This is a genomic window from Ruthenibacterium lactatiformans, assembly GCF_000949455.1.
In the GTDB taxonomy this organism is placed as follows: Bacteria; Bacillota; Clostridia; order Oscillospirales; family Ruminococcaceae; genus Ruthenibacterium; species Ruthenibacterium lactatiformans.
On sequence record NZ_JXXK01000027.1, the window covers coordinates 18,137 to 38,115 of the forward strand.

At 57.9% G+C, this 19,979-nt stretch carries 15 protein-coding genes; all 15 read right to left on the reverse strand.

The window, feature by feature from the left end:
* Nucleotides 1-33: 33 nt before the first annotated feature.
* Entirely contained in the window at nt 34-1,806 is a 1,773-nt protein-coding gene (locus TQ39_RS20455) for a M23 family metallopeptidase (protein ID WP_050006135.1), read from the reverse strand.
* On the reverse strand, nt 1,785-2,711 hold the full coding sequence (locus TQ39_RS15065) for a phosphoadenosine phosphosulfate reductase family protein (protein WP_069955757.1): 927 nt from the start codon (nt 2,709-2,711) through the stop codon (nt 1,785-1,787). Before TQ39_RS15065 ends, TQ39_RS20455 begins: the two co-directional genes overlap by 22 nt.
* Nucleotides 2,701-3,114 (reverse strand): DUF3846 domain-containing protein, encoded by a 414-nt coding sequence (locus TQ39_RS15070; RefSeq protein ID WP_050006136.1) that lies wholly within the window; start codon nt 3,112-3,114, stop codon nt 2,701-2,703. The genes TQ39_RS15065 and TQ39_RS15070 overlap by 11 nt, the downstream gene beginning before the upstream one ends.
* A 15-nt stretch (nt 3,115-3,129) precedes the next feature.
* Nucleotides 3,130-3,528, reverse strand: coding sequence for a DUF6075 family protein (locus TQ39_RS15075; protein ID WP_050006137.1), 399 nt, complete (start codon nt 3,526-3,528; stop codon nt 3,130-3,132).
* Nucleotides 3,529-3,591: 63 nt separating this feature from the next.
* The gene (locus tag TQ39_RS15080) at nt 3,592-5,928 is read right to left on the reverse strand and encodes a VirB4-like conjugal transfer ATPase, CD1110 family (RefSeq protein WP_050006138.1); all 2,337 of its coding nucleotides are present in this window, start codon (nt 5,926-5,928) and stop codon (nt 3,592-3,594) included.
* Nucleotides 5,915-6,325, reverse strand: coding sequence for a PrgI family protein (locus TQ39_RS15085; RefSeq protein ID WP_050006139.1), 411 nt, complete (start codon nt 6,323-6,325; stop codon nt 5,915-5,917). Before TQ39_RS15085 ends, TQ39_RS15080 begins: the two co-directional genes overlap by 14 nt.
* A gap of 19 nt (nt 6,326-6,344) precedes the next feature.
* On the reverse strand, nt 6,345-7,175 hold the full coding sequence (locus TQ39_RS15090; RefSeq protein WP_050006140.1) for a VirB6/TrbL-like conjugal transfer protein, CD1112 family: 831 nt from the start codon (nt 7,173-7,175) through the stop codon (nt 6,345-6,347).
* 73 nt (nt 7,176-7,248) lie between these two features.
* Entirely contained in the window at nt 7,249-7,518 is a 270-nt protein-coding gene (locus TQ39_RS15095; protein WP_242853516.1) for a glutamyl-tRNA amidotransferase, read from the reverse strand.
* A gap of 49 nt (nt 7,519-7,567) precedes the next feature.
* On the reverse strand, nt 7,568-9,409 hold the full coding sequence (locus TQ39_RS15100; protein WP_050006141.1) for a VirD4-like conjugal transfer protein, CD1115 family: 1,842 nt from the start codon (nt 9,407-9,409) through the stop codon (nt 7,568-7,570).
* 25 nt (nt 9,410-9,434) lie between these two features.
* Nucleotides 9,435-10,031, reverse strand: coding sequence for a PcfB family protein (locus tag TQ39_RS15105; RefSeq protein ID WP_050006142.1), 597 nt, complete (start codon nt 10,029-10,031; stop codon nt 9,435-9,437).
* A complete protein-coding gene (locus TQ39_RS15110; protein WP_050006143.1) occupies nt 10,028-11,461 on the reverse strand; it encodes a relaxase/mobilization nuclease domain-containing protein in 1,434 nt (477 codons plus the stop codon). Before TQ39_RS15110 ends, TQ39_RS15105 begins: the two co-directional genes overlap by 4 nt.
* Before the next feature lie 5 nt (nt 11,462-11,466).
* Nucleotides 11,467-11,775 (reverse strand): MobC family plasmid mobilization relaxosome protein, encoded by a 309-nt coding sequence (locus TQ39_RS15115; RefSeq protein ID WP_050006144.1) that lies wholly within the window; start codon nt 11,773-11,775, stop codon nt 11,467-11,469.
* Between the two features lie 149 nt (nt 11,776-11,924).
* Nucleotides 11,925-12,674 (reverse strand): class B sortase, encoded by a 750-nt coding sequence (locus tag TQ39_RS15120; protein ID WP_050006145.1) that lies wholly within the window; start codon nt 12,672-12,674, stop codon nt 11,925-11,927.
* The gene (locus tag TQ39_RS15125) at nt 12,671-18,946 is read right to left on the reverse strand and encodes an MSCRAMM family protein (RefSeq protein WP_050006146.1); all 6,276 of its coding nucleotides are present in this window, start codon (nt 18,944-18,946) and stop codon (nt 12,671-12,673) included. Before TQ39_RS15125 ends, TQ39_RS15120 begins: the two co-directional genes overlap by 4 nt.
* A 185-nt stretch (nt 18,947-19,131) precedes the next feature.
* Nucleotides 19,132-19,896, reverse strand: a complete 765-nt coding sequence (locus TQ39_RS15130) for a CAP domain-containing protein (RefSeq protein WP_050006147.1) — start codon at nt 19,894-19,896, stop codon at nt 19,132-19,134.
* Nucleotides 19,897-19,979 lie beyond the last annotated feature (83 nt).

A 19,979-nucleotide genomic window follows, 5' to 3' on the forward strand; every position in this document is an offset into this window, starting at 1 on the left:
AAGACTCGAAACTGCGGTTGATGCACCCCATGGCTAAAAGTCATTAAAACGCAGCGGATCTGTAAATACACCCGCCAAAATCACCTCAAAATGCAGATGATCTCCTGTGGAATCCCCGGTATTGCCAACGTACCCGATTACCTGCCCTGTCGTCACCGTTTCCCCCGCGCTCACGGCAGTCCGGATCATGTGGGTATAGCGGGTGGAAATCCCTGTGCCGCTGTCGAGCAGCACCTGATTGCCATAGCTGTCGTTCCAGCCGGAGATCAGCACGGTGCCGCTGTGAGCGGCAAGGATGGGCGTACCCTCCGGCGCGGGGATGTCAATGCCCTTGTGAGGCTGGCCAGAGATCGCATCCGGCTCCCCGAACCCGCAGGAAATCGTGGTGTATCCCGGCAGCGGCCATTGCAGGGAACCCGCGGCCGCACCGCCGCCCGGCAGCATATCTCCCGGCACACCGCCGCACAGGGCCAGCAGCATCGGGCGCATTTCATCCGAAAGGAGCTGGTGCAGAATATCCCTCTGGTCAGCGGTAAAGTGGCAGCGGCCGGCCATCTCATCGGCGGTTTTGCCGCTGACAGAAATATGCAGAATATACCGATACCGAGGAGCGGGGGCGGGATTTTCGCTGTCCCCGCTTTCGTCTGTCTCGCCGCTTTCCCCGGCTTCATCCTCATCCGTTTCCGGCTCGATCTCAATCGTTTCGACCTCGGCGGTAATTGTGTGCATTGCCCAAAAAGTATCCTTGATTTTCTGTGCGTTTGCCGCGTCGATCACAACCACATTGCCGTCCTCACCGAGGTTGGTCTGCACCGCAAACACCGCCAGCACCTCCGGCCAATAGCTTTGCCATGTGCGGCCAGTTTCGTAGTGATATTGGATGTCCACCTCGTCACATTCCGGGTGCGCCGCCACGATCTCGTTGATCGCCTGCCCGAAAGCGGTATTGGTCTCCTGCACAATGCTTGCAATGGGGATGGCGTTGGGGTCGCCGGTCTCGTCTGCGAAAAGGATGCCCATCGGGGAGCTGATGATCGCGGCTGCCGCGCCCGCCACCATCACAAGCAGCAACGCAATGCCGCCCGCGCCGATCCATGCCGCAAGGGTGCGCACCGCCGCGCGGGCAGTTTTGGCAAGCGCCGCCGCAAGCCGATTCAGTACCCGTCCAACCGCAGACTGCATCCGGGTGCGCATCGTCTGAAAGCTGTGTGGCCGGAGGGCAGGACGCGGCAATACGCGGCCACGGGCCGCTCTGTTTTGTCCAGACTGCCCTCGCCACATCGCAGCCTGTTGGAAGGCCAGGCGTTTTCCCTCCCGCTGCCAGTGGGCAAGGCGCGAGGGCGGGGCGGACATGGCTGTTCCTGCTGTGTTTTGCAGGCTTTTTCTTTCAGCCTGTCTTTCCACCGCCTTTTGCGCGAAAAGCAGGCGACGCACTCTGTCTTTGCGCTGCGCCTCGGTTGAGAGGCGGATGCTTTGCCCGGTCTGGGGCTTATCCCGCAATGCTGCCGGTTTTTCTTTTTCGCGGGTTCCACCGTCCGTAGGCCCAGCGGTCTTTCTCTCCAAAGTCTTTTCCCGCATGGTCTTTGTGCGCAGATAAGCGGCCCGCGCCGCGCCAAGCGAAAGGTCGCCTGTTGTAAGTGCGGTATCCACTGCTCCGCTTTTTACACGCTCGGCAGCCTCCTGTTCTGGCCGGGCATCGGTTGATGTACTTTCCGGCACAGTCGCTGACAGATTGGCAGAGACTTGCGCCATTTCCCGCAGGGCAGCCCTGCTTACTGCCTCCTTTAAGCCGTTGTTTCCTCCCATTCGTCCTCCTTTTCCGTCTGTATAGGCGCGCGGTATTCATCAAAAGATAGCTGCCCCGGCAGAACGCCATCCTCCATCCACCAATGAAAAACATCTTCGCCCGTTGTGTCGCTGCGCCAGCTTCCGCCGAGTTTCCCACGCTGCCGCCGGATTTCCAGCATCTTGTCAAAGGCGCGGATATACAGCTTCTCGTAAGCGGGCCACCGGGCAAAGTCCCGATAACGCCGTTTGCCCGCCATCGGGCAGCCGACACAGCCCACGCGCGAAAAGCCCTCCGCATACAACGGGTTCACCGGGATTTTTTCGGACAGCAAAAAATCCCACACATCGCTGTCAACCCAGTCGATGATGGGATTGCATACCCGCGTTGCCTGGGCGGTACAATGCTCAAACAATCTGCGCTTGTCGTCCTTGTCGCTGCTTAAAATGATCCGTTTGGCGGGATCTGTCGCGCTCTTTTCAAAAATGCCGCGGCTGTCCCTGCGGCGGATGCTTTCTGACCAGCGAACGCCCGTTGCAAGGAATCGCCCCTGTCCGCCGCGCTCCTTCAGGACGGAGCAGCAATACCGCACGACGCGGGTCGGCGGCATCAATTTCTGCGGGATCAGCGCCCACATCGAGGTGCGCTCCCCTTTATAGCGGGGATACTCGACCTTGCAGGGAACCCCCATTGCATCAAGCCGTGCAAATTCGCGCCGGACAAAATAGACGGTTTCCGGGGCGTCGGCGGTCGTGTGGTTATGCAGCACCTCAAAAGGGATTCCCGCCCGCCGCGCAAGCTCCACGCAAACGCTGCTGTCCTTGCCGCCGCTGCTCGTGATCAGCAGCGGCTTCTTATATTGCGACAGGCTCATTTCGGACGCCTCGCGCAGCCGCAGGATCGCCATCTGCTCTTTATCGCTCATGCTCTGCCTCGCTCCTTTGCCGCTCAGGCTGCCCCATAAAGAGGCGATAGACAGATGGGGAACACGGTTTCCCTTTTACCCCGTCTGGCGTTTTGAAAAAGAGCTCCGGCATCCGGTATTTGCTTTTGTAATGCTCCATCTGCGCCTCGGTCAGGCTGCAAAAATCCTCATCGCCCAAGCCGCAGATAAAAAAGGTCCCCGCGATGATGTCGTAGTCCTCAAGGGAACGGTTGAGCGGCAGGCCCATCAGCTTGCCCTCATCATTGCAGATAAGGACAGCGCGATCCTCCCAAGGATACAAGGTTTCGATCAGGCCGCCGACAATGTGCTGCAACGTGTCCAAGCTGCCATCAATATCGGCCTCACGCGGATACTGGCCGGGTTCTACGATCAATACTCTCATGTTGCTTCTCCTTTCTCACCGCTCAGGCGGCAATTCCTTTGTTTTTGTCTGCTCCCGGCAATACTCCGGGTAACGCAGCCGGATGCCCTCCAGCAGATATGGCGCATACCCGCAGGCAAACAGGTCATAAGGCGCAGCTTCCTGCTCACACCCCGGTTCGATGTACCCGTTCCAGAGATTGAACGCCAGCAGACACAGCTTGCGGCTCCCGCTGGTCTGCCAGCCCTCGTTCAGGGCTTCGGGGCGGATGCAATCTTCCTCGAAATCAAACAGTCTGTTGACCCTCTGGCGCGTGTCCGCACTGACCCCCAGCAAATAAAACAGGGCTTTATGGTAGCTGTCATCGCGCACACGTGCCATATTCTTTTCGTAAAAGGCGCGGTGCTGCTCGGATGAAAAAATCAGACGCTTCATGGTGTCCTCTCTTCAAAAATATTTGCCCGGCGCAAAACTGCGCCGGGCATTGTTGTTTTGTGTTCACTGTTCCATCTCACCGGGCTTTGTCGTGAGCAACTGGTAGGTTTTGTTTTTGGGGTACTCGTTCTCAAAGGGAATCAAACTATTGCCCAACTTGAGGATGCCCTGCCCCGGCCTTGCCAGCAGCAGATAGTTTTTCTGAGGCTCCGACAGACCGTACAATTCCGCCACGCTGTCGATGTCCTTGGTCTGCCGCAGCAGCACCACAAACTCACTGTTGGCAAGCATGGCGTAGGCTGTATCATTGGAAAGACAGTCCTGTACGCTTTGGGTGATGCCGGTGGCGTAGGCGTTATACTTGCGAAAGCGTTTCCACGAGACATAGAGAAAATGGGCGCTGAGTTCGTTGCGCAGTAAGAGGTAGATTTCATCGAAATAGACCCATGTCGCCGCGTCCGGGTCGCTGCGGTCGTTCTGCATGACCTGAGTATTGATAAATTCCAACATGGACAACATCGCCACCGACTTAAGCTGGTCGCCAAGGCTCTGGATGTTGAAGCAGATCAGCCGGTTCGACATATCCACGTTGGTGGGCTGGGCGAACATATTGAGGCTGCCGTTTGCGAAAATCTCCAGCGCCAGCGCGATCTCTTTGGCGCGTTCGTTGTCCTGTGCGTTGAGGTCGCGCCAGAGGTCGGTCAAGGTCGGGCAGACCCCTTGATACCGCCGCTTTACAAACGGCTGATAGATGCGTTTTAGGCTGCGGTCGATCAGGCTCTTATCGCCGGGCAACAGATGCTCCTTGCCCATGACCTGTTCACAAAGGGAAAGCACAAACTCAGCCTTTGCCGTGTGCGGCGGGATTTTGGAAACCGGGTCGTAGACGAAATCAAGCGGATTGAAGTAGGTACGGCTGTCCACCGAAATATCCACCACCACGCCGCCGAGCGCACGGGTCTCCGCGCAGTATTCCCGCTCGGGGTCAACAAGATAGAACCTCGCCAGCGGAAAGCGCAGGAACCGCGCCAGTATCTCGGCCTTGGCAAACATGCTCTTGCCGCCGCCGGATGTCGCAATCACCATGCCGTTGCCATTAACCAGCAGCGCGCGGGAGCCGATAATGAGATTACCGGACATTGCATTGACGCCGTAATAGATGCCGCCCGGGTCAAGCACTTCCTGAGTATGGAACGGCACGAGGGCTGCCACGTCCTCGGTGAGCATCGTGCGCATATTCTCAATGCGGCGCAGGCCGTAGGGCATTGTCGTGTTGAAGGCGTTTTCCTGCTGGTATTTCAGGTCGATGAACCGGCAGTTGAGGTTGACCGCCTGCGTCTTGATCGCGTCCACCTCACGGGTCAGTTCCTCCAAACTGTCCGCGAAGCACACCACCGTGAGCAGGGTCAAAAACATCTGCTGGTCGCGGTTGGAAACTCCGTCCTGCCACTCGGCTACGACCGCATCCTGCGCTCTGGTGCGGTAAGGGACGCTGCTCGTAAAATCGAGATTGTCCACACTTTTGCGATTGAACCGTACCTTGTCCGCATCCACCCGCATCCGCGCGTTGTCGATCTCACGGGCCGCGTCCTCCGGCTCGATGGGCAACACATGGATGGAAAGGGCCATCCGCGGGGCCTGCCGCAAGAGGGCCGGGATCAGGCTGTCGTCCAGCCGCTGCGGATACTGCATGAGGGACAGCACCTTGGCATACCGCCTGTCGATCTCAATATGGTCGGTCCTGAACACCATGCTGTCCGGGCAGATGGCATCCTTGAAGTCGTGCCCAAGGCGACGGCTTTTCCCCCAATCAAACCGAAACTGCTGCTCCTCTCCTGCACGGAAAAAGCCGTGCAGTACCCGCAGCCGTTCGTTGTTATCCACCTCGCGCACAGTGCAGCCGAGCGCCGACAGCGCACTGACAAGATGCCCCTGCACATGGCGCAGCCGTTCCCGCGCCTGCTGGATGTTCGGCTTGTTGGTTGATACGATCAGGAACTTTTGCTGCCGGGTGTTTCCGAGATCGCGCACCCGGTTTTCGAGCAGCGCGTTGTATTCGGCGCGGTAAATGTCGCCGTTATCTTCCCGCACTTGCATCAGAACATCGCGCCGAAATGCAGCCTCGTCCATGCGCTGGCTCGTAACGCAAAATTGCGCCCAGCAATCTGCAGGCAGGCCCGCATAGACAGTGCCGTACAGTGTTTGAATTTCTTTCTTTGATTGGTCGGACAGCATTGCATAGTTAACATCCGATACGCTCCACGCCTTGTTGTACACATCACCGGAACGCCACACGCCGTCCTGGTAGATACAGTCAATGGGGATGCTCTGCTGCACCGAGCGCGGCAGGCGGCGGCTGCCCCGAGTGCGCCGGCAGTTGTCGTATTCACTCAATTTCAAGGCCCTTGATTTCCTCCTTCCGATGCTTTCTGAAATGGAAAAGGGCGGCTCGCCAGCCGCCCTTCTTCTCTTTGCGTGTTGTCATTTTTTGTTCGTATTGGTTTTCGCTTTTCCAGACGCGCGGTCCGGCCCGCAGAAATACGGTTTCCCACCATGCGCAGAGGAATTGCTCAAAGGTCATTCCGTCATAGGTAAAAAAGCCCGCAGCCGCGACCGGCGCGGCACAGGCAATGCACACCCAACTGACCGTTTCCTGCCCCAGCGCACCGCGCAGGGCAAAGTAGCTGCCGACTGCTGCGCCTACTGCCACACCGGAACAGATGAGCTGCCGCAGGGACAGGCCCAAAACGAGTTCTTCCCGGTAGGTACGAATTTCCTTGCTGATCTTGTTTTGAATAGTCGTTCCCTCCTTGTCCTTATAGCCCCATCATCTCATGGATCACCCGGTCAGAACCTTTGACAAGCCCCACCAGCACCAGCATATTGAAAGCCACCTCGGCCAGATAGCTCCATACCATGCTGGCGGCTTCGCCGGTGGTGACGCTCGGGGCGGTTACAAAGCCGGAGTAGATTACGCAGGCCAGCACGATCACCGCGCCTTCCATGCAGACGCCCACATAGCTTTTTAGAAAGGACACGCCCACATTTTGGGTGCTTTCTCCTGCGAAAGATGCCAGCGGGATCGGGGCAAGCGCGGTGTAGATATAGATGTAAAAAAAGCGCCCGTATACGGTTAAAATCATGACAAACGAAAGTACCGTAATCAGCAGACTACCCAAAATGGTCACAAGCCAGAGCGGAATGCTCGCCAAAAATCCAACATTGCGGATAGCTGTCTCGATCTCGCTTGGCAAGCTCACCATCGCCTGTGAAATTCCGCCCATCCCTGTCGCGGCTTGCAAGACAATGCCGTTGCAAATCTCGAACAGCTTGAGCATGATCTCCATGCCATAGGTCACCGCGGCCTTGGCCGCCACAAAGCGCACAAGGTAGCCGATGGCCGCTTCGGGGCGCTTCAGCTCATGGAAGTTGGCTGTGTTCTTAAACAGCGACATCGCAAAGAACAGGATGAGCAGCCCATAGCCCACGGCAAGCAGGCCGCCGTGGATGTTTTGCATCACGGCCCAGACCGCGCCGCCTTTGAAAGCGTCCGGCGACATCGTGACCAACGACCAAAGCTCTGCCAGCTTATCATTCCAGGTCGCAAAGGCGTTCAGGATATTTTCTACGATCCAGTTCTGATTCAAATACTTCTCACCTCCCCTGCCGCCGCATGAGGAAACGTCCTCACACGGCGGCTGTATTTGGTTTGTCCTTGGTTCACACGATCATGTCCAGAATGTCCTTGGCAAAGTAGATCACCACGCCGCCGAAAAAGGTCATAAAGCCCTGCGCCCGCTGCGCGGCATCATGCCCCTTGAGCGCAAGGCCGATCTGCACGATGCCAAAGCCCAGCAGGATCGCGCCAATGGCCTTGATCGCGCTGAACACAAAGTCAGACAGGTTGTTGATCGCGGTCAGCGGGTCGCTCGCGGCCAGTGCAGGCGTGGCGAACAACATCGCCAGCGCCAGCGACGCTGCCATCGTCATGTACGCGCGCTTGATTCGCACCGCGCCGCGGTCAAGCGGGATCGGCGGCTCACCCAGGCTGTCCTTCGGTTTCGTCCAGTGTTTCATCCAGTTCATCTTCATCGATTTCCTCCAATTCGATCCATTCATATTGATCCAAAATTTCTGCCGGAACCTTGTCCGGCTCCAACGTTGCCAGTTCTGCTGCGGATAGGGTGGTCGCTTCGCTCATGTAATCGGGCGGCAGCACATACGGCTCACTGCCGCCGTCCGGGGTGTAACGGACATTCGGGTGGCGGAGCAGATCAAACTTCCGATCAATCACCGGGTCCTCGCTGCTCATTAACAACAGCGCGTCCCCGCGCTCGATGCGCCGCACCTCGTCCGGGGTTAAAAGCTCTCGGCCCGCTGTCTGGCGGCTCTCGCTCGACGAGCCACGGCTGCCCTTGCCGATGCTCTGCGAGGTGGTGCGCTCGGTCTCTTTGCCCAAAATCTTTGATAAATACTCAAATGTCCCGTACTCATTCCCACCCAAATACAGCATAGTATCGCAGTTTCCGAGCAGCCCCTCCCAATCGTCCTTGAACAGCTTTTTGATCTGTGCGATGTTTTGCAGGATAATATCGCAGCTGATATTCCGGCTGCGGCAGACCGAGAGGATGTTTTGGAAGTTGCTGGGCAGGGCCACGTTGCTGAACTCGTCCATCATCAGGCGGACATGAACCGGCAGCGCGCCGTGATAATCCGGGTTTGAATCGGCCAGCCGAAACAACTGGTCAAAGAGCTGCGTGTACAGGATGGTGACGAGGAAGTTGTAGGTCTGGTCATGGTCGGGGATCACGCAGAAGATCGCGCGGTGCTCCAGCCCCAGCCGCGGCAGAAAGGTCTCGTCCTGGCTGGTCATCTCGGCAAAGCGGCGCGTGTTGAACATATACAGGTTTGCCGCCGCCGAAATCAGAACCGATTGCAGCGTCCTGGTGCTGCCCAGCTTGAACGAGTGATACTGCAGCACGGCGGGGTGATCGGGTTCCCGACCCTCCAGTCCCTCAAACAGAAGATCGAGCGGGTTTGGCCCGGCCTCCCCCTCGGCTACCGGGCCGTTGAGGATCATGTGCATCAGCATCGCAAAATTCTGCTCGTATGGCGGGGCCTCATACATCAGATAGAGCAGCATGGCCGAGATCAGCATCATCGAGGAATCATCCCAAAACTTATCCCCGCCTGCTGGCGCATCCTTGGGTTTGGTGTTATGCACCAACGCATAGGCCAGCTTGATCGCGTCCTCGTCTGTTTCAAGGTAAGCCATCGGGTTATAATGCCCGGCGAAATGCACAAGGTCAACGACCGTGACGGCGATGCCCATCCGCTCAAACAGGCCGCCCACGCTGCGCAGGATCTCGCCCTTGCTGTCGAGGATGATGTACGAGCAGTTCTCCGCGCATTGCATCAGATTAGGCTTAACGTAGAATCTCGTCTTTCCTGCGCCGCTGCCGCCGATGACGACCACATTGAGATTGTGCTTGTGCCGAAAGCCATCCATGCCCATCTGCACATGAGAAGTAAAAATATAGTTTTCGGATGGGCGTTTGCGGTCACGGTATTTCCGGTTGAGCGAGAACGCACTGCCCCAACGTGCCGTGCCATGCTCTGCGCCGGGATGCTGCCGGGATTTTTCCTCTAAATAGCAAAACACGGCCAGCGGGTAGCAGATCAATGCCAGCAGCAAAAATTTGCCGGTGCTGGCGCTCCAATGCACCGAGAAGGGCGCGGCGATCAGGGCAGAGAGATGGGCGGCGAGCCCTGCAAGCCCGCCGCCCATGTCGATTGCCTGTGCCACCGCCGCTGCCAGCCAGAGTACCGGCAGCATCAGCGCCGCCCAGAGGGCCGCTTCTGTGCGGTCGGGGCGTTTCACGGGTTACCCCGCATTGAAGTGCCGTTCACTCGCGTCCCTCCCTTGCTGCGGTTTCGATTGCCTGTTCCTGGGCCTGTGCCGTCTTTTGGGCGATTGCTTTTAATGCCGCGAGAGTAGCCCGCACAGACGGACGTTGCGCCTGCTCAGAAAGCACCTGGCCCATTTCCCTCGCACCATGCCCGCGCATCCCCAAGCTGCTTTCGGATGGATGGCGGGCTTGCCCTTTTTTTCGCTCTACCACCCTCCTTTTCGGCGCTGGATAGCCCATGCGCTCAAAAATGCGATTGAGCTTGGACACATCCTCCGCGCGGGCCAGCACGTCGATCAACTCACCCTCGCTGCTCTTATCCTTGATGGCCGAAAACAGTACACCGTAGTGCTTGGCCTGCCGCTTAAACTCGGCCAGATCGCCCGCCTGGATGGGAAACACCTTGAGTTCCTTGCCGTCCCGCAAGAGGCGGCTCAGCCGGGTACGGCCCCGCACCTTGGGATTATCCCTTGCCAGCGCCAGCGCGATGGCCGCAAGGTTTTTGGCACCGAGCGCGCTCAATTTGACCGCCGCCTCGGTGATCTGGATGCCTTCGCGCACCATCTGGTCTGCCGCTTCACTGCCACTGTTCATCTTGCATACCCCCTTTGTCTGTTCGATTTTTCCTGCTGCCGTTCCTGCTCCTGCCGCTCGGCGCGTTCAGCCTCGGCCAACTGCGCGCGCAGTCGCTTCTCGTCCTCGCTGATCCAGCCGCACAGCATCACCTCCCTGCGGCGGGCGCGGATCTGCGCGGACAGGGCGGCGATCTCGGCTGACAGCGCCGCGGCTTGGTTTTCATCTCTGTCCTTTTTGGCAACACTTCTTTTTCGGTAAAGATTCCTGCGCTGGGCGGTAAGCGCGTCCTGCTCGGATTTGGCCGTCGCTTTCACCGCGTCCAATTCCTCCTGTGATTGGATGCGGTTTTCCCACACAAATTTGAATTGGGCAACATACCGGTCAAACTTTTGAAAATCCTCGCACAGCAAAAAGTAGCAGCGGCGCGAGGTGCGCCGCTGCCGTGTTTTGCCCAGCAGATAGACATAGCGATAATAGAGAGCCATAAAGCCGGTGTATTTTCTACGAGGCACGACCGGCAATGCGCCGCGCAGTCTCACCCTGCGAACCCGGCGTGCCGGCACCTCTGGAATTGGCTTATCGCGGATGGATCTGGTTCGGGCTGCGTCCTCTGCCGCGCGGGGCAGCTTCACCTCCTCGCCCCGCGCACGGCGCTCCAACAGATTTCGGATAGATGCCTCATCGTACCCCTCGCCCAGCGATTTTAGCCGGATGTTCCGGCTGCCGGTCTTGTGGCGCAGGGTGGCGTATTTGATATTGGGGCCATACCTTACGGAATATCCCATTTTCCGCAACCCTGCCACAAAGGTTTCCCAGCTTACGGCCCTTGCCAGCGCCCTGTTCACATCCGCGCGGATCATAGAGCGGGCGGTTGGTTTGTCCTCCTTTTCTGCCTGTCGTTCGATGTACGCTTTGCCCTTTTGCTTCGGATCAATGATTGATAGTCCACGCTCCCGGCACAACTGATCAGATACCGCCCGGATGCCCTTGAAATATCCTTTGAAATCGTTACGGAACATCTTGCCATCCACAAACGAGACGGAGTTGAACACGATGTGATTGTGGAGCGTCCCGGTGTTCAGATGGGTGCTGACTGTGGCTTCATACCGTTCAGCAAATGCGCGCCGGGCAAACTCGCATCCGATCTCATGCGCCTGCTTCGGCGTGACCTCGCCGGGGGCAAAGGATTGGATGACGTGGTATCCTAATACATGATTCTCTCCACCTTTCCCCCAAATAGTTTCCGTGCGCAGCATTACCTCGCAGGCGTGGGCAGGGTCACAGTTAAAGCCGGTCACAAAGAGCTGTTGTTCTGTCTTATCGCTATTGTGCGCATAGGTAAGCGCGTCTTGTAAGTCTTGCCCCGTTTTTGTTTTTGCGGGATTGGCTGCATAGTCAAGGCACCGTTTCAAATGGTTCTTGACCGCTTTGATTTTTGTGTAGGCCATTGTTGTCACGCACGCTCCTGCACAAGTTTCCATATTCGGGACATGATGTCCATCACCTGTTCAAACTGCGCTTGCGTTACATATCCTGTGCTGTTCACTCTGTGCGCAATTTGATTCAGGTTGTTTCCCACCGCCGCAATCTCCCGCGCGAGTTCCTTGTAGGTGTCGGGTGGACGGGGCCGTATGTTTATCCCCTCAAATGCCGCCCGCGCAAACTGCTCGCGGCGAAGCCCTGCCTGTCGGCATTTTTGATTCAGCCTGTCATATTCTTTATCGTTCAGATGAACGACAACAATATGGTTTCGATTGCGCATCCGTCCTCCTTTTCAATGTATCTGCACCTCTTGGCGCAGGGGGTTTCAGGGGCTCTGCCCCTGACAAGTTGACATTTGGTATATCAAATGTCGTGCTTGCTTGTACTGTGCGCAGCACAGTCTCATTCGGCTGAAAACAGTTGCTCCCGCTATGATTTCACAGCCACAATGACATATCGGGCGTCGGGCCAGGAATACGAGCAGGTGACCATCACAAGCAAATGACTATCTGCGGTGATGGGCACCCCTGTTTTCATGGCCGCCCCATCCAGCAGGCTTTGGGCAAAAGCCAGAAAATCCGCATCGTCCGAAAACAACGTGCGGTTGAAAGGCACCTGGCTGACATCTGTTTCCAGCGCCGCCACAACCGTATACTGCCAAGTACCATCCGGCGTTTGCAGTTGGATTTGGCTGTGCTTGCTGCAATAGCCGCTGCCGAGATACCGGGGCAGGCAGCCGAACATACTGCCGTCGTTCATGTTGTGAGCATACACGATAAGCGTTTTACCTGACAGGCGGCAGTCGCTTTGCAGGAACAAACTGCCCGCGGTGCGCCACTCCCCCTTGTAATTTCTGCGAAGATAATACTCCGGGTTTTCCATGCTGCTCTGTAGCACGGGGTAATCAACGCGGGTGCCGGGGATTGAAAGCCATGCCTGCACATCCGGGTATTGGGCTTGCAGAGAGGCAAGGTCAAGCTGCTTCTCATTTTCAGCATTGAACCAGGGCAGAGAAAGGACCCCGGAGTTGCCTCCGGGGTCGCTCTCTGTAAATGCCTCTTTCAGCTCGGATGCCTCATATTGCGCAAGGCTGGGCCGGAAAAGAAACAGCCAACCAAGCGCCAGCAAACAGATGCAGGCCGTCCCGATCAGGACGCCCCGTGCAAATGAACGGATCATTCGTCCTCCCACTGCTCTGCCGCCACTTTTTCGTCCTCCGAGGTCTCGTGCCAGAGATAGGCCGCGATGCCAATGACCGATGCCAACAGGCCGAGGATCAGCACAGCAGGCAGCCAAGGCAGGTCGCCGGTCTGCGGGATTGGCTGAGGCACGGGGGTGGGCTTGGGCTTCTCCGGCTCGGATGGCTTGCGGGGCTGTTCCGGGGCGGGCGCATCGCGCATGACCACCGTCCCGTCCTCCATTAGTGTCCAGTGGTCGAGGACGAGCCAGTCTTTACCAGTGCAGACATACACATCGTTCTCATGCAGAGGGGAGCCGTCCTCGTCCACGCGCTGCACCAGCTTGAAGCTGATGCTCTCTGCAACGGCGAATCCCTGCGGTGCGGTGATCTCCACCAGCGTGTAGGGTTTATCCAATTCCAGCCCACGGATTTCGGTGGCCTTGTCGCCGCTCACCCATTCCCGGATAACCTTGCCATCCTGATCCACAATGCGCAGGGTTGCGCCGGGCAGCTCATCGCTGCCGGTCAGCTTGCGCTTGGAGATCAGCACCGAAGTGCCATCGTTTTTGCAGGTAACCTCCAGCGTTTGAACCGGCTGGCCGTCATAGAGGAAAGATACCTCCATCGGCTCATCGTTCAGGTAATAGCCTATCGGCGGGGTCAATTCTCGAATCTCATACAGGCCACTGTTGAAACGGGCATCCGTCCCGGTGCCGAACTCATTTTCCGCCACATAGATGCCCTCAGTGCCATACAGTTCACCCCGGATGGGCAGGCCGCAGTCAAAAGCGGCAAGGCCCTGCGCGTCGGACGGCGCAGATACCGCGATCTGCTCCCCCGCACGGACAAGCAGTTTGCCATCCACGCTGTAAACATCATCGCTGGCAAACAGGGCAAAGACGGCACCGGTTAGCGGGGTATCTGTCTTGCTGTCCAGCTTGGTTACCTTGGCCTCGGTCCGCTCCCGCTCATTGCGGAAGCCAAGTACCTGCCGCTCGATCAGAGCGGTGTCGGCAGCCTTGGCATCGACAATCGTGAACTTGGAAGTGCTGTCCGTACCGTCTGCGTTATGGCTGGTGATCTCCTTTGCCAGCACGGTTTCGTTAAGCTGGCTGTTCCATCCAAAGGCCACATCATAGCTTTGGGTCGTACCGACAAACCCGTATGGGGCACCAGTTTCCTCGACACGATAGCTGCCCAGCGGCAGGGTCAATGTCACCTCGCCAATCTCGCTATGGGTTACGGTCAGGAAGTCATAGGTGGCCTGCGTCCGGCCCGGCGCAAAGGCGGCAAGATCGCTGGTGCCATCGCCGGTACGCACGACTGCCACCACATCGCCCTTGGCATACCAGAGGGTGCGATTCCCGCTTGCGTCAGTCTGCTGATCCTGCGTGTAAACGTCCTCAGCTGCCGTGATCGTAAACTCGGCATCTGGGATGGGGCGCTCCTCATACACAAACTGACCGTCCACATAATCCACCAGTACCTCGCCGGTCTTGCGAATGGTCAGGCGGCCCAGGGTCTCGTGGTTGTTGTAGCGTTCATCAATGACCAGAATATCCTGCCCATCCTCGCTGTCGTCCCCGGTCGCGTTGTAGATGCGGTCGGTGCTGACAACAAAGTCCACATACACGCCGCCATCCACAAATGCGCCGGTGGCATCCATCTGAAGGTGTCCGTCCTCGTCAAAGGCGGCGGTGTCGGCCCACTCGTTATAAAAGCCGTTCGGGCCGGTAAGTTCCACCAGCCGGTAACGCCCAATGGGCAGCTTTTCGGGCAGGGTCAGGACGCCGTTTTCATTGGTATAGAAAGTGTCCACCGTCTTGCTCAAAGTGCCGTTGGTGGTGTCGGTCATCGTGACCAGCTTGGCATGGCCGTTTCGGTCAAGAACGTAATTGCCAAGCTCGTCCAGCCAGTAGATTTGAAATGCCGTATTCTCCAGCAGGACGGGCTTGCCGGTCTCGGCGTCGATCTTGGTCACGCGCAGATACGCCTCGACTTCCTCATCCAGAATGGTGAACTTCTGGTAGCTGCCAGAGCCTGCCTGTACCGCACCACGCGGGTGGGCCATCTTGGACTGCGGGTTGCGGCTGTCGGTGGGATCGACCGTCAGAATAAACGGTTCAGCCTGCCAGTGGTCGGTTGGGGTAGTAGTTTCCACCACCAGATATTGCCCATATGGGAGGCCCTCGACCCGAATCGTGCCGGTGTCATTCGAGAAGATCTCGGCAAGCTGGTACTCGTTGGGGCGACCGGTAGGAATCCAACCATCACCGCTGCCGTTGCGGTTGTCCTCGGCTGCGGTCAGGGTCGCATTGTAAGCGGCAATCTCGCTCTCATCCAGCGCATAGGTTTTGGCAATGGCATGACCCTCTGCCGTAAAGTCATATTTGGGATGGCTCTCATCGTACTTGGGGTTGATATAGGCCGCCAAAATGCTGGAAAGGCGATACTGCCCGCTGCGGCTGCTGGTAAACTCGCTGGCTTTGGAAAGGTCAGAAATCAGGTAGATGGTAAAGCCCGCTCCCTCCAAGTCAATGCCATCCGTGGAGCCGGTGCTGGAAATGTGCTTGGAGATTTCCAGATTGCCCTTTGCCACCTGGTCTGCACTTTCTGCAAGGGCATTGTCCCGGTGGAGATGGCTGCTGGCCGGATATGCGGTGGAATCCCGCTGCTCGCCCTCGGCCTGCCGATTATCCTCAAAGGCAATTTTCTCGACATACCAGCCCTCATCCGAATAGGCCGGGCTGATATAGTAGTTATGCTCGTCGCAGAGGTAGCCTTTGGCATAGCTTTCGTAGTAGCCATCGTAGGTGCGGGTGCCGTCCAGCGCTTTGCCCTGTCCAATATTCGACCACTGATTGCGATAGGCATAGTCGGTGTATCGGCCCTGTGCATCCACAGCAAGGGGCAGTTCGCTGCCGGTGGGCTGCTTGGTTTTGGCATCAATGGCGGGGTAGGTGCCGGAGAGGACAAACGCACCATCCTCGACCGAGATCACGACCCCGGTGCCGCGCTCGACGATATAGTAATCGCCAAGATACAGATTCGAGAAAGTCAGCCACCCGCCCTTGATCTGTGCGGACGCAACGAGGTGGTCTTTTGCGAGAACGGGCAGATAATCGCTGACCCACTGGCCGGAATTGTCCCGGATGGTAGTGTGCCAGATGGGGGTGCCATTTTCATCCAAGATACGGCTGTAATCCACAATGCCGGAAACCCCGTCCGGGTGGAGGATGTCGGCAGCGGCATACAGGTCATACACCGCACCATCAAGGCTTGCATCGCCGTGGGCCTGCCCGCTTGCCATGCTGCTGCCGTAGGCATCCCGGCCAGAAACATACCGCATGGCATCAAGGTCAACTTTGCTCAGGCTGATCTCGCCCAGCACACGGTCGTTCTGCAGCACGCCCTCTTTGGGCTGCATGGTATAGCTATCCTCATTGGCTGCGGTGCCGCTGGCATCTGTAACATAGGTTTTGGCGGCGTCGAGCGGCGTGTCGCTAATCGCCACGGTCACAATGCCGTTGCCGGTATCCAGCAGGGTGCCGCCCTCGTTGGTCAGGCCGATGTTGGCGTTGTAGTCGGCATTATCCAGCCAAATGATGCTGCCGTCATTTTCAGCCGTGATCTCGATATAGTATCCACGCTTACCAGCGGGTGTACCCGCGGTGCCGGTGTTGTTCAGGTCTGTCCAGTCGCCAAAGTAACCGGACGGGGCCTCGATCTCGACCAGCACAAACTTGCCCTCATTGCGTTGGGTATAGTACATTGTGGTATGAGCAGGATCGGTGGTCGCATACCTGCTGTTATTCACGACCACGTATGTGCCGTCTGCTTGTCGCTCAACCGTATACTGATTGTACCCGCCATAGGGGATATATCGCTGCAATACCGTATCCCACTCAAACACCGCAAAGGACGCATCCGCTGCGATCTGGTTTCCGGTCTCGCTGTCACGCTTGTCGATACGCACCTGCAAACTCCACTCGTCGTTGCGCATGACATAATCCTGATTGGCGTTGGACGGGACAGAGATGACCTGACTGCTGCCGAGGGGGCCAGTGAAAGCCTCAAAACCATAGGGGATACCGGTTTCTTCAAAACGGAACTGCAGGTTGGCAAGCTGCTGCCGGGCAGAGGCGATGGCCGCATCCACCATCCGCTGGGCCTCACCGCGCAGCTCATTGATCGCATTTGCGCGGGCACTGGCCGCTGCGCTGTCGGCCTCCGACTGGCTGCTGTAAGGCCCAACAGACCCGCTGCGGGTGCCGCTGGTCTTGCTCACAGAATAATGCAGGCTCCATGCGGCTGTGCCGTCACCGCCGTTGGTATGGTAGGCATCGTCCATTGTGTGGCCTGCGGTGGTAATAACCTGTTTGCTGGCCGGAGTGATTGCCCATCTGCCGCCATCAATGCTGCCGGATTTGACCAGCGGCTCAATCTCAATGGTGGCACCGTCGATTTTCTCGCCGGTTTCCAACTGCTGCTTATCCGCATTGACTTTATACGAAAGATCCAGCGACCCGCTCACGGTCTGTGCAGGTGCGTTCCACGATGCGTAGAATTGGGGCTGCACATCCGGTTCCTCGCTGCCGTCCGTGGCGGGCCCCATGACAGCAACCGTCTGCCAGCCACCAATCGGCGGCTGATAGATGTAAGTGTAGTAGTCGGTGTCGGTTGCATAGGTGGCGGCACCACTTGTCAACCGGTCAATGGCATCCTGATATGCCTGCCCGGCCACACTGTTGGGGTAATGCTCCATAATCCACTGCTGGGCCGCATCGTAGCAAGCGGCCGCGTTTTCGCCCTTGTTACGCGCCGCAAAGGTCGCGGCATCCGTGCCAAGCAAGCCAAGCGAAAGCTGACCCAGCCCGCCCCAAATATTGATCTGGTTGGAATAGTGGTCGCCCGGCGTATACTGCGACGCCTCAACGATGGAGGTGTGACTGTAGGAATAAGTCGGACATCCAGCAGGCTTTCCGCTCAGCCCGTGGTCGCAACAATACGCCGGTTCGCCATTAAACCAAATCAGCCAGGTGCCGTTCACCTTCTCTGCCTTGGTGATTTTGCCGCTCGTGACTGTAGGCGTAGGCCGCTCGGCGTAGGTTGTGCTGCCAGCGCCGTACAGCGTGGGGGCTGCGGTTTCCGTGCCATCCACATGGACAGTCATGCTCTTTTTCAGCACAGTTCCATCCGGCGCTTCGTACACAAACTGCGCAGTAAAGCCCTCACGGGCCTGGAGCAAAATGCCGGATGCAGAGGCCGAGGATTCGTCGTAGCTTGCGGCCAAAATTGCTGCGGCCTCATCCGCATCGGCAGCCTCGCCGCTACCGTCCGGACGCAGCACTTTCACGCTATCCGGCAGGACGATGTGGGAGCGGCTGCCGTTAGCAGGGTATTCCACTTGCACCATGATAGGCACAATGGCAAAATTCTCACCATCCTGCAAGGGCACGGTAATACTGATATTGTCGCTGTTCAGAGCATCGGCATCCAGATAATTGCCGTCTGCATCTTCGAGATCCCACTCGCCGATGCCGATCTTTGTCTCACCGATCGCCACCGGCAGGCCATAGCGACCCATGTAGTAGCCGCTGGGGGCATCGGGCAGATCGCCATACAGGACATTGGCAATCTCGTCTTTATTCGGTTCAACAGTCGGCTCATCCCCGCCTTCTGCGCCGGGGTCGGTAGGCTCGTCTGGTTCGGTAGGGGTAGCGGGTGCTGTCGGATAGTCCATCTTTTCGTGCATTGCTACAATGATGGACATCAAAGACAGATATGCCGCCTGCACGGCCTCGCTGGCCTGCTCATCCTCCGGCACCTCGTAGTACAGATCCTCCGCGGCATAAAGCTGCACCGCAGCTTCATCGGACGCTGCGGTCGCCTCGTCCAATGCGGCCTGGAGTTCGGGATTCGCCTGATCCTCGACCCATGCCAAGTGCGCAAGGCCCCATGCATTGGCCGTAATCAATACCGTCTCACGGTCGATGGCCGCAACAGCATCAATGAAGTCCTGTGCTGCTTCGCTGAGTGTCGGCTCTGCATCCGGCTCGGCTGTGGGCTGGGGTGTGGCCGTCGGCTCGGTCGCCTCATCCTTTTCAGCCGATTCCTCGGTCAGTTGTTCCTCTGTCGAGGTCGGGTTCTCCACCTCTGCGGGCGAATTCATCTCAGCTGCAAACACCATCGGGCTGCAAAGGCAGCTCATGCACAGCAACACGGCCAGAAGCGCCGACACCATCCGGCGCAGGTTTTTTCCTTTTTTCAAGTGCTCCTCCTTTGGTTTTCCAAGCAAAAAAGCGCCTGTCCGCATCGGGCAGGCGCTGGGCGACTGGTTCTCTCTTGCTTTGGTTTAGGCGGGGCGCGGGGCCACTTTTTCATCGTATAACCTCCCTCAATAGAAAAGCGCCCATCCCGTCGGGACAGGCGCTGAAAAATAGTGCGTTTTCTGTTTCACTGGAATGTTACTGTCCAGTAGGTGTACTGCCCCTGATCGGTATCGCAGAACCAGCAGCCAACGCCCATACTGGAAATGTCGGTGCGCATGATGTTGGCATAATGGACATCGCTGGCTACCCACGCGGCGCAGGCAGCACTTGCCGAGCCAAGCGGGCCTGCGGCAAGGATCTCGCTTGTGGTTGTCATGCCAGAATGGTCGAACGGGCCACCCGCGACAAAGGATTCACACCGGGTACTGGCGATTGCGGAAAGTCCATCATCCATTGCCAGCGCGGGCAGGCCGCCCGCTGCGCGTACTGCGTTGATCTGCTCCTGCATAGCCCAATAGGCGCTGTCGGTGGCGTCGATCTTCCACCATTTGTCCGTACCGGCTGCCAGCTCAAAAGGAACAGCGCCATAGGCGGGAGCCGGGGCAGGCTCCGGGGTCGGTGCCGGTGTCGGGTCGGGGGCCGAATCAGACTGCGGTACGGTTGCAGGATTCTGCTCAGGCTCCACCGTGGGTTCTGCTTCCCGCTCCACTGCGGGGGTTGGGACGCTCGTAGGTTCCGGCGTGGGTTCAGGTTCTTCCGTCTGCACCTGCGTGGGTTTCGGCTCAGCGGTCGTCGTCTCAATCTTCTCTGCGGCGACCTCCGCAGCCAGCGCCTCGCTTTCAGCAAGGGCCTTTTCAACATCCACCGGATCGGCAAAATGGACCTGTGACTGTGCGCAGGCGGTCAAGAGAGCGGCGATCAGGATCGCAGATACCAATGATTTTTTCATAAAGGGCAGCCTCCTTTTCTTTCTGCCCCCATTGTACCTGACCACCCGAAAAAGCACCACACTGTCGATTTGCTCCGCGACAC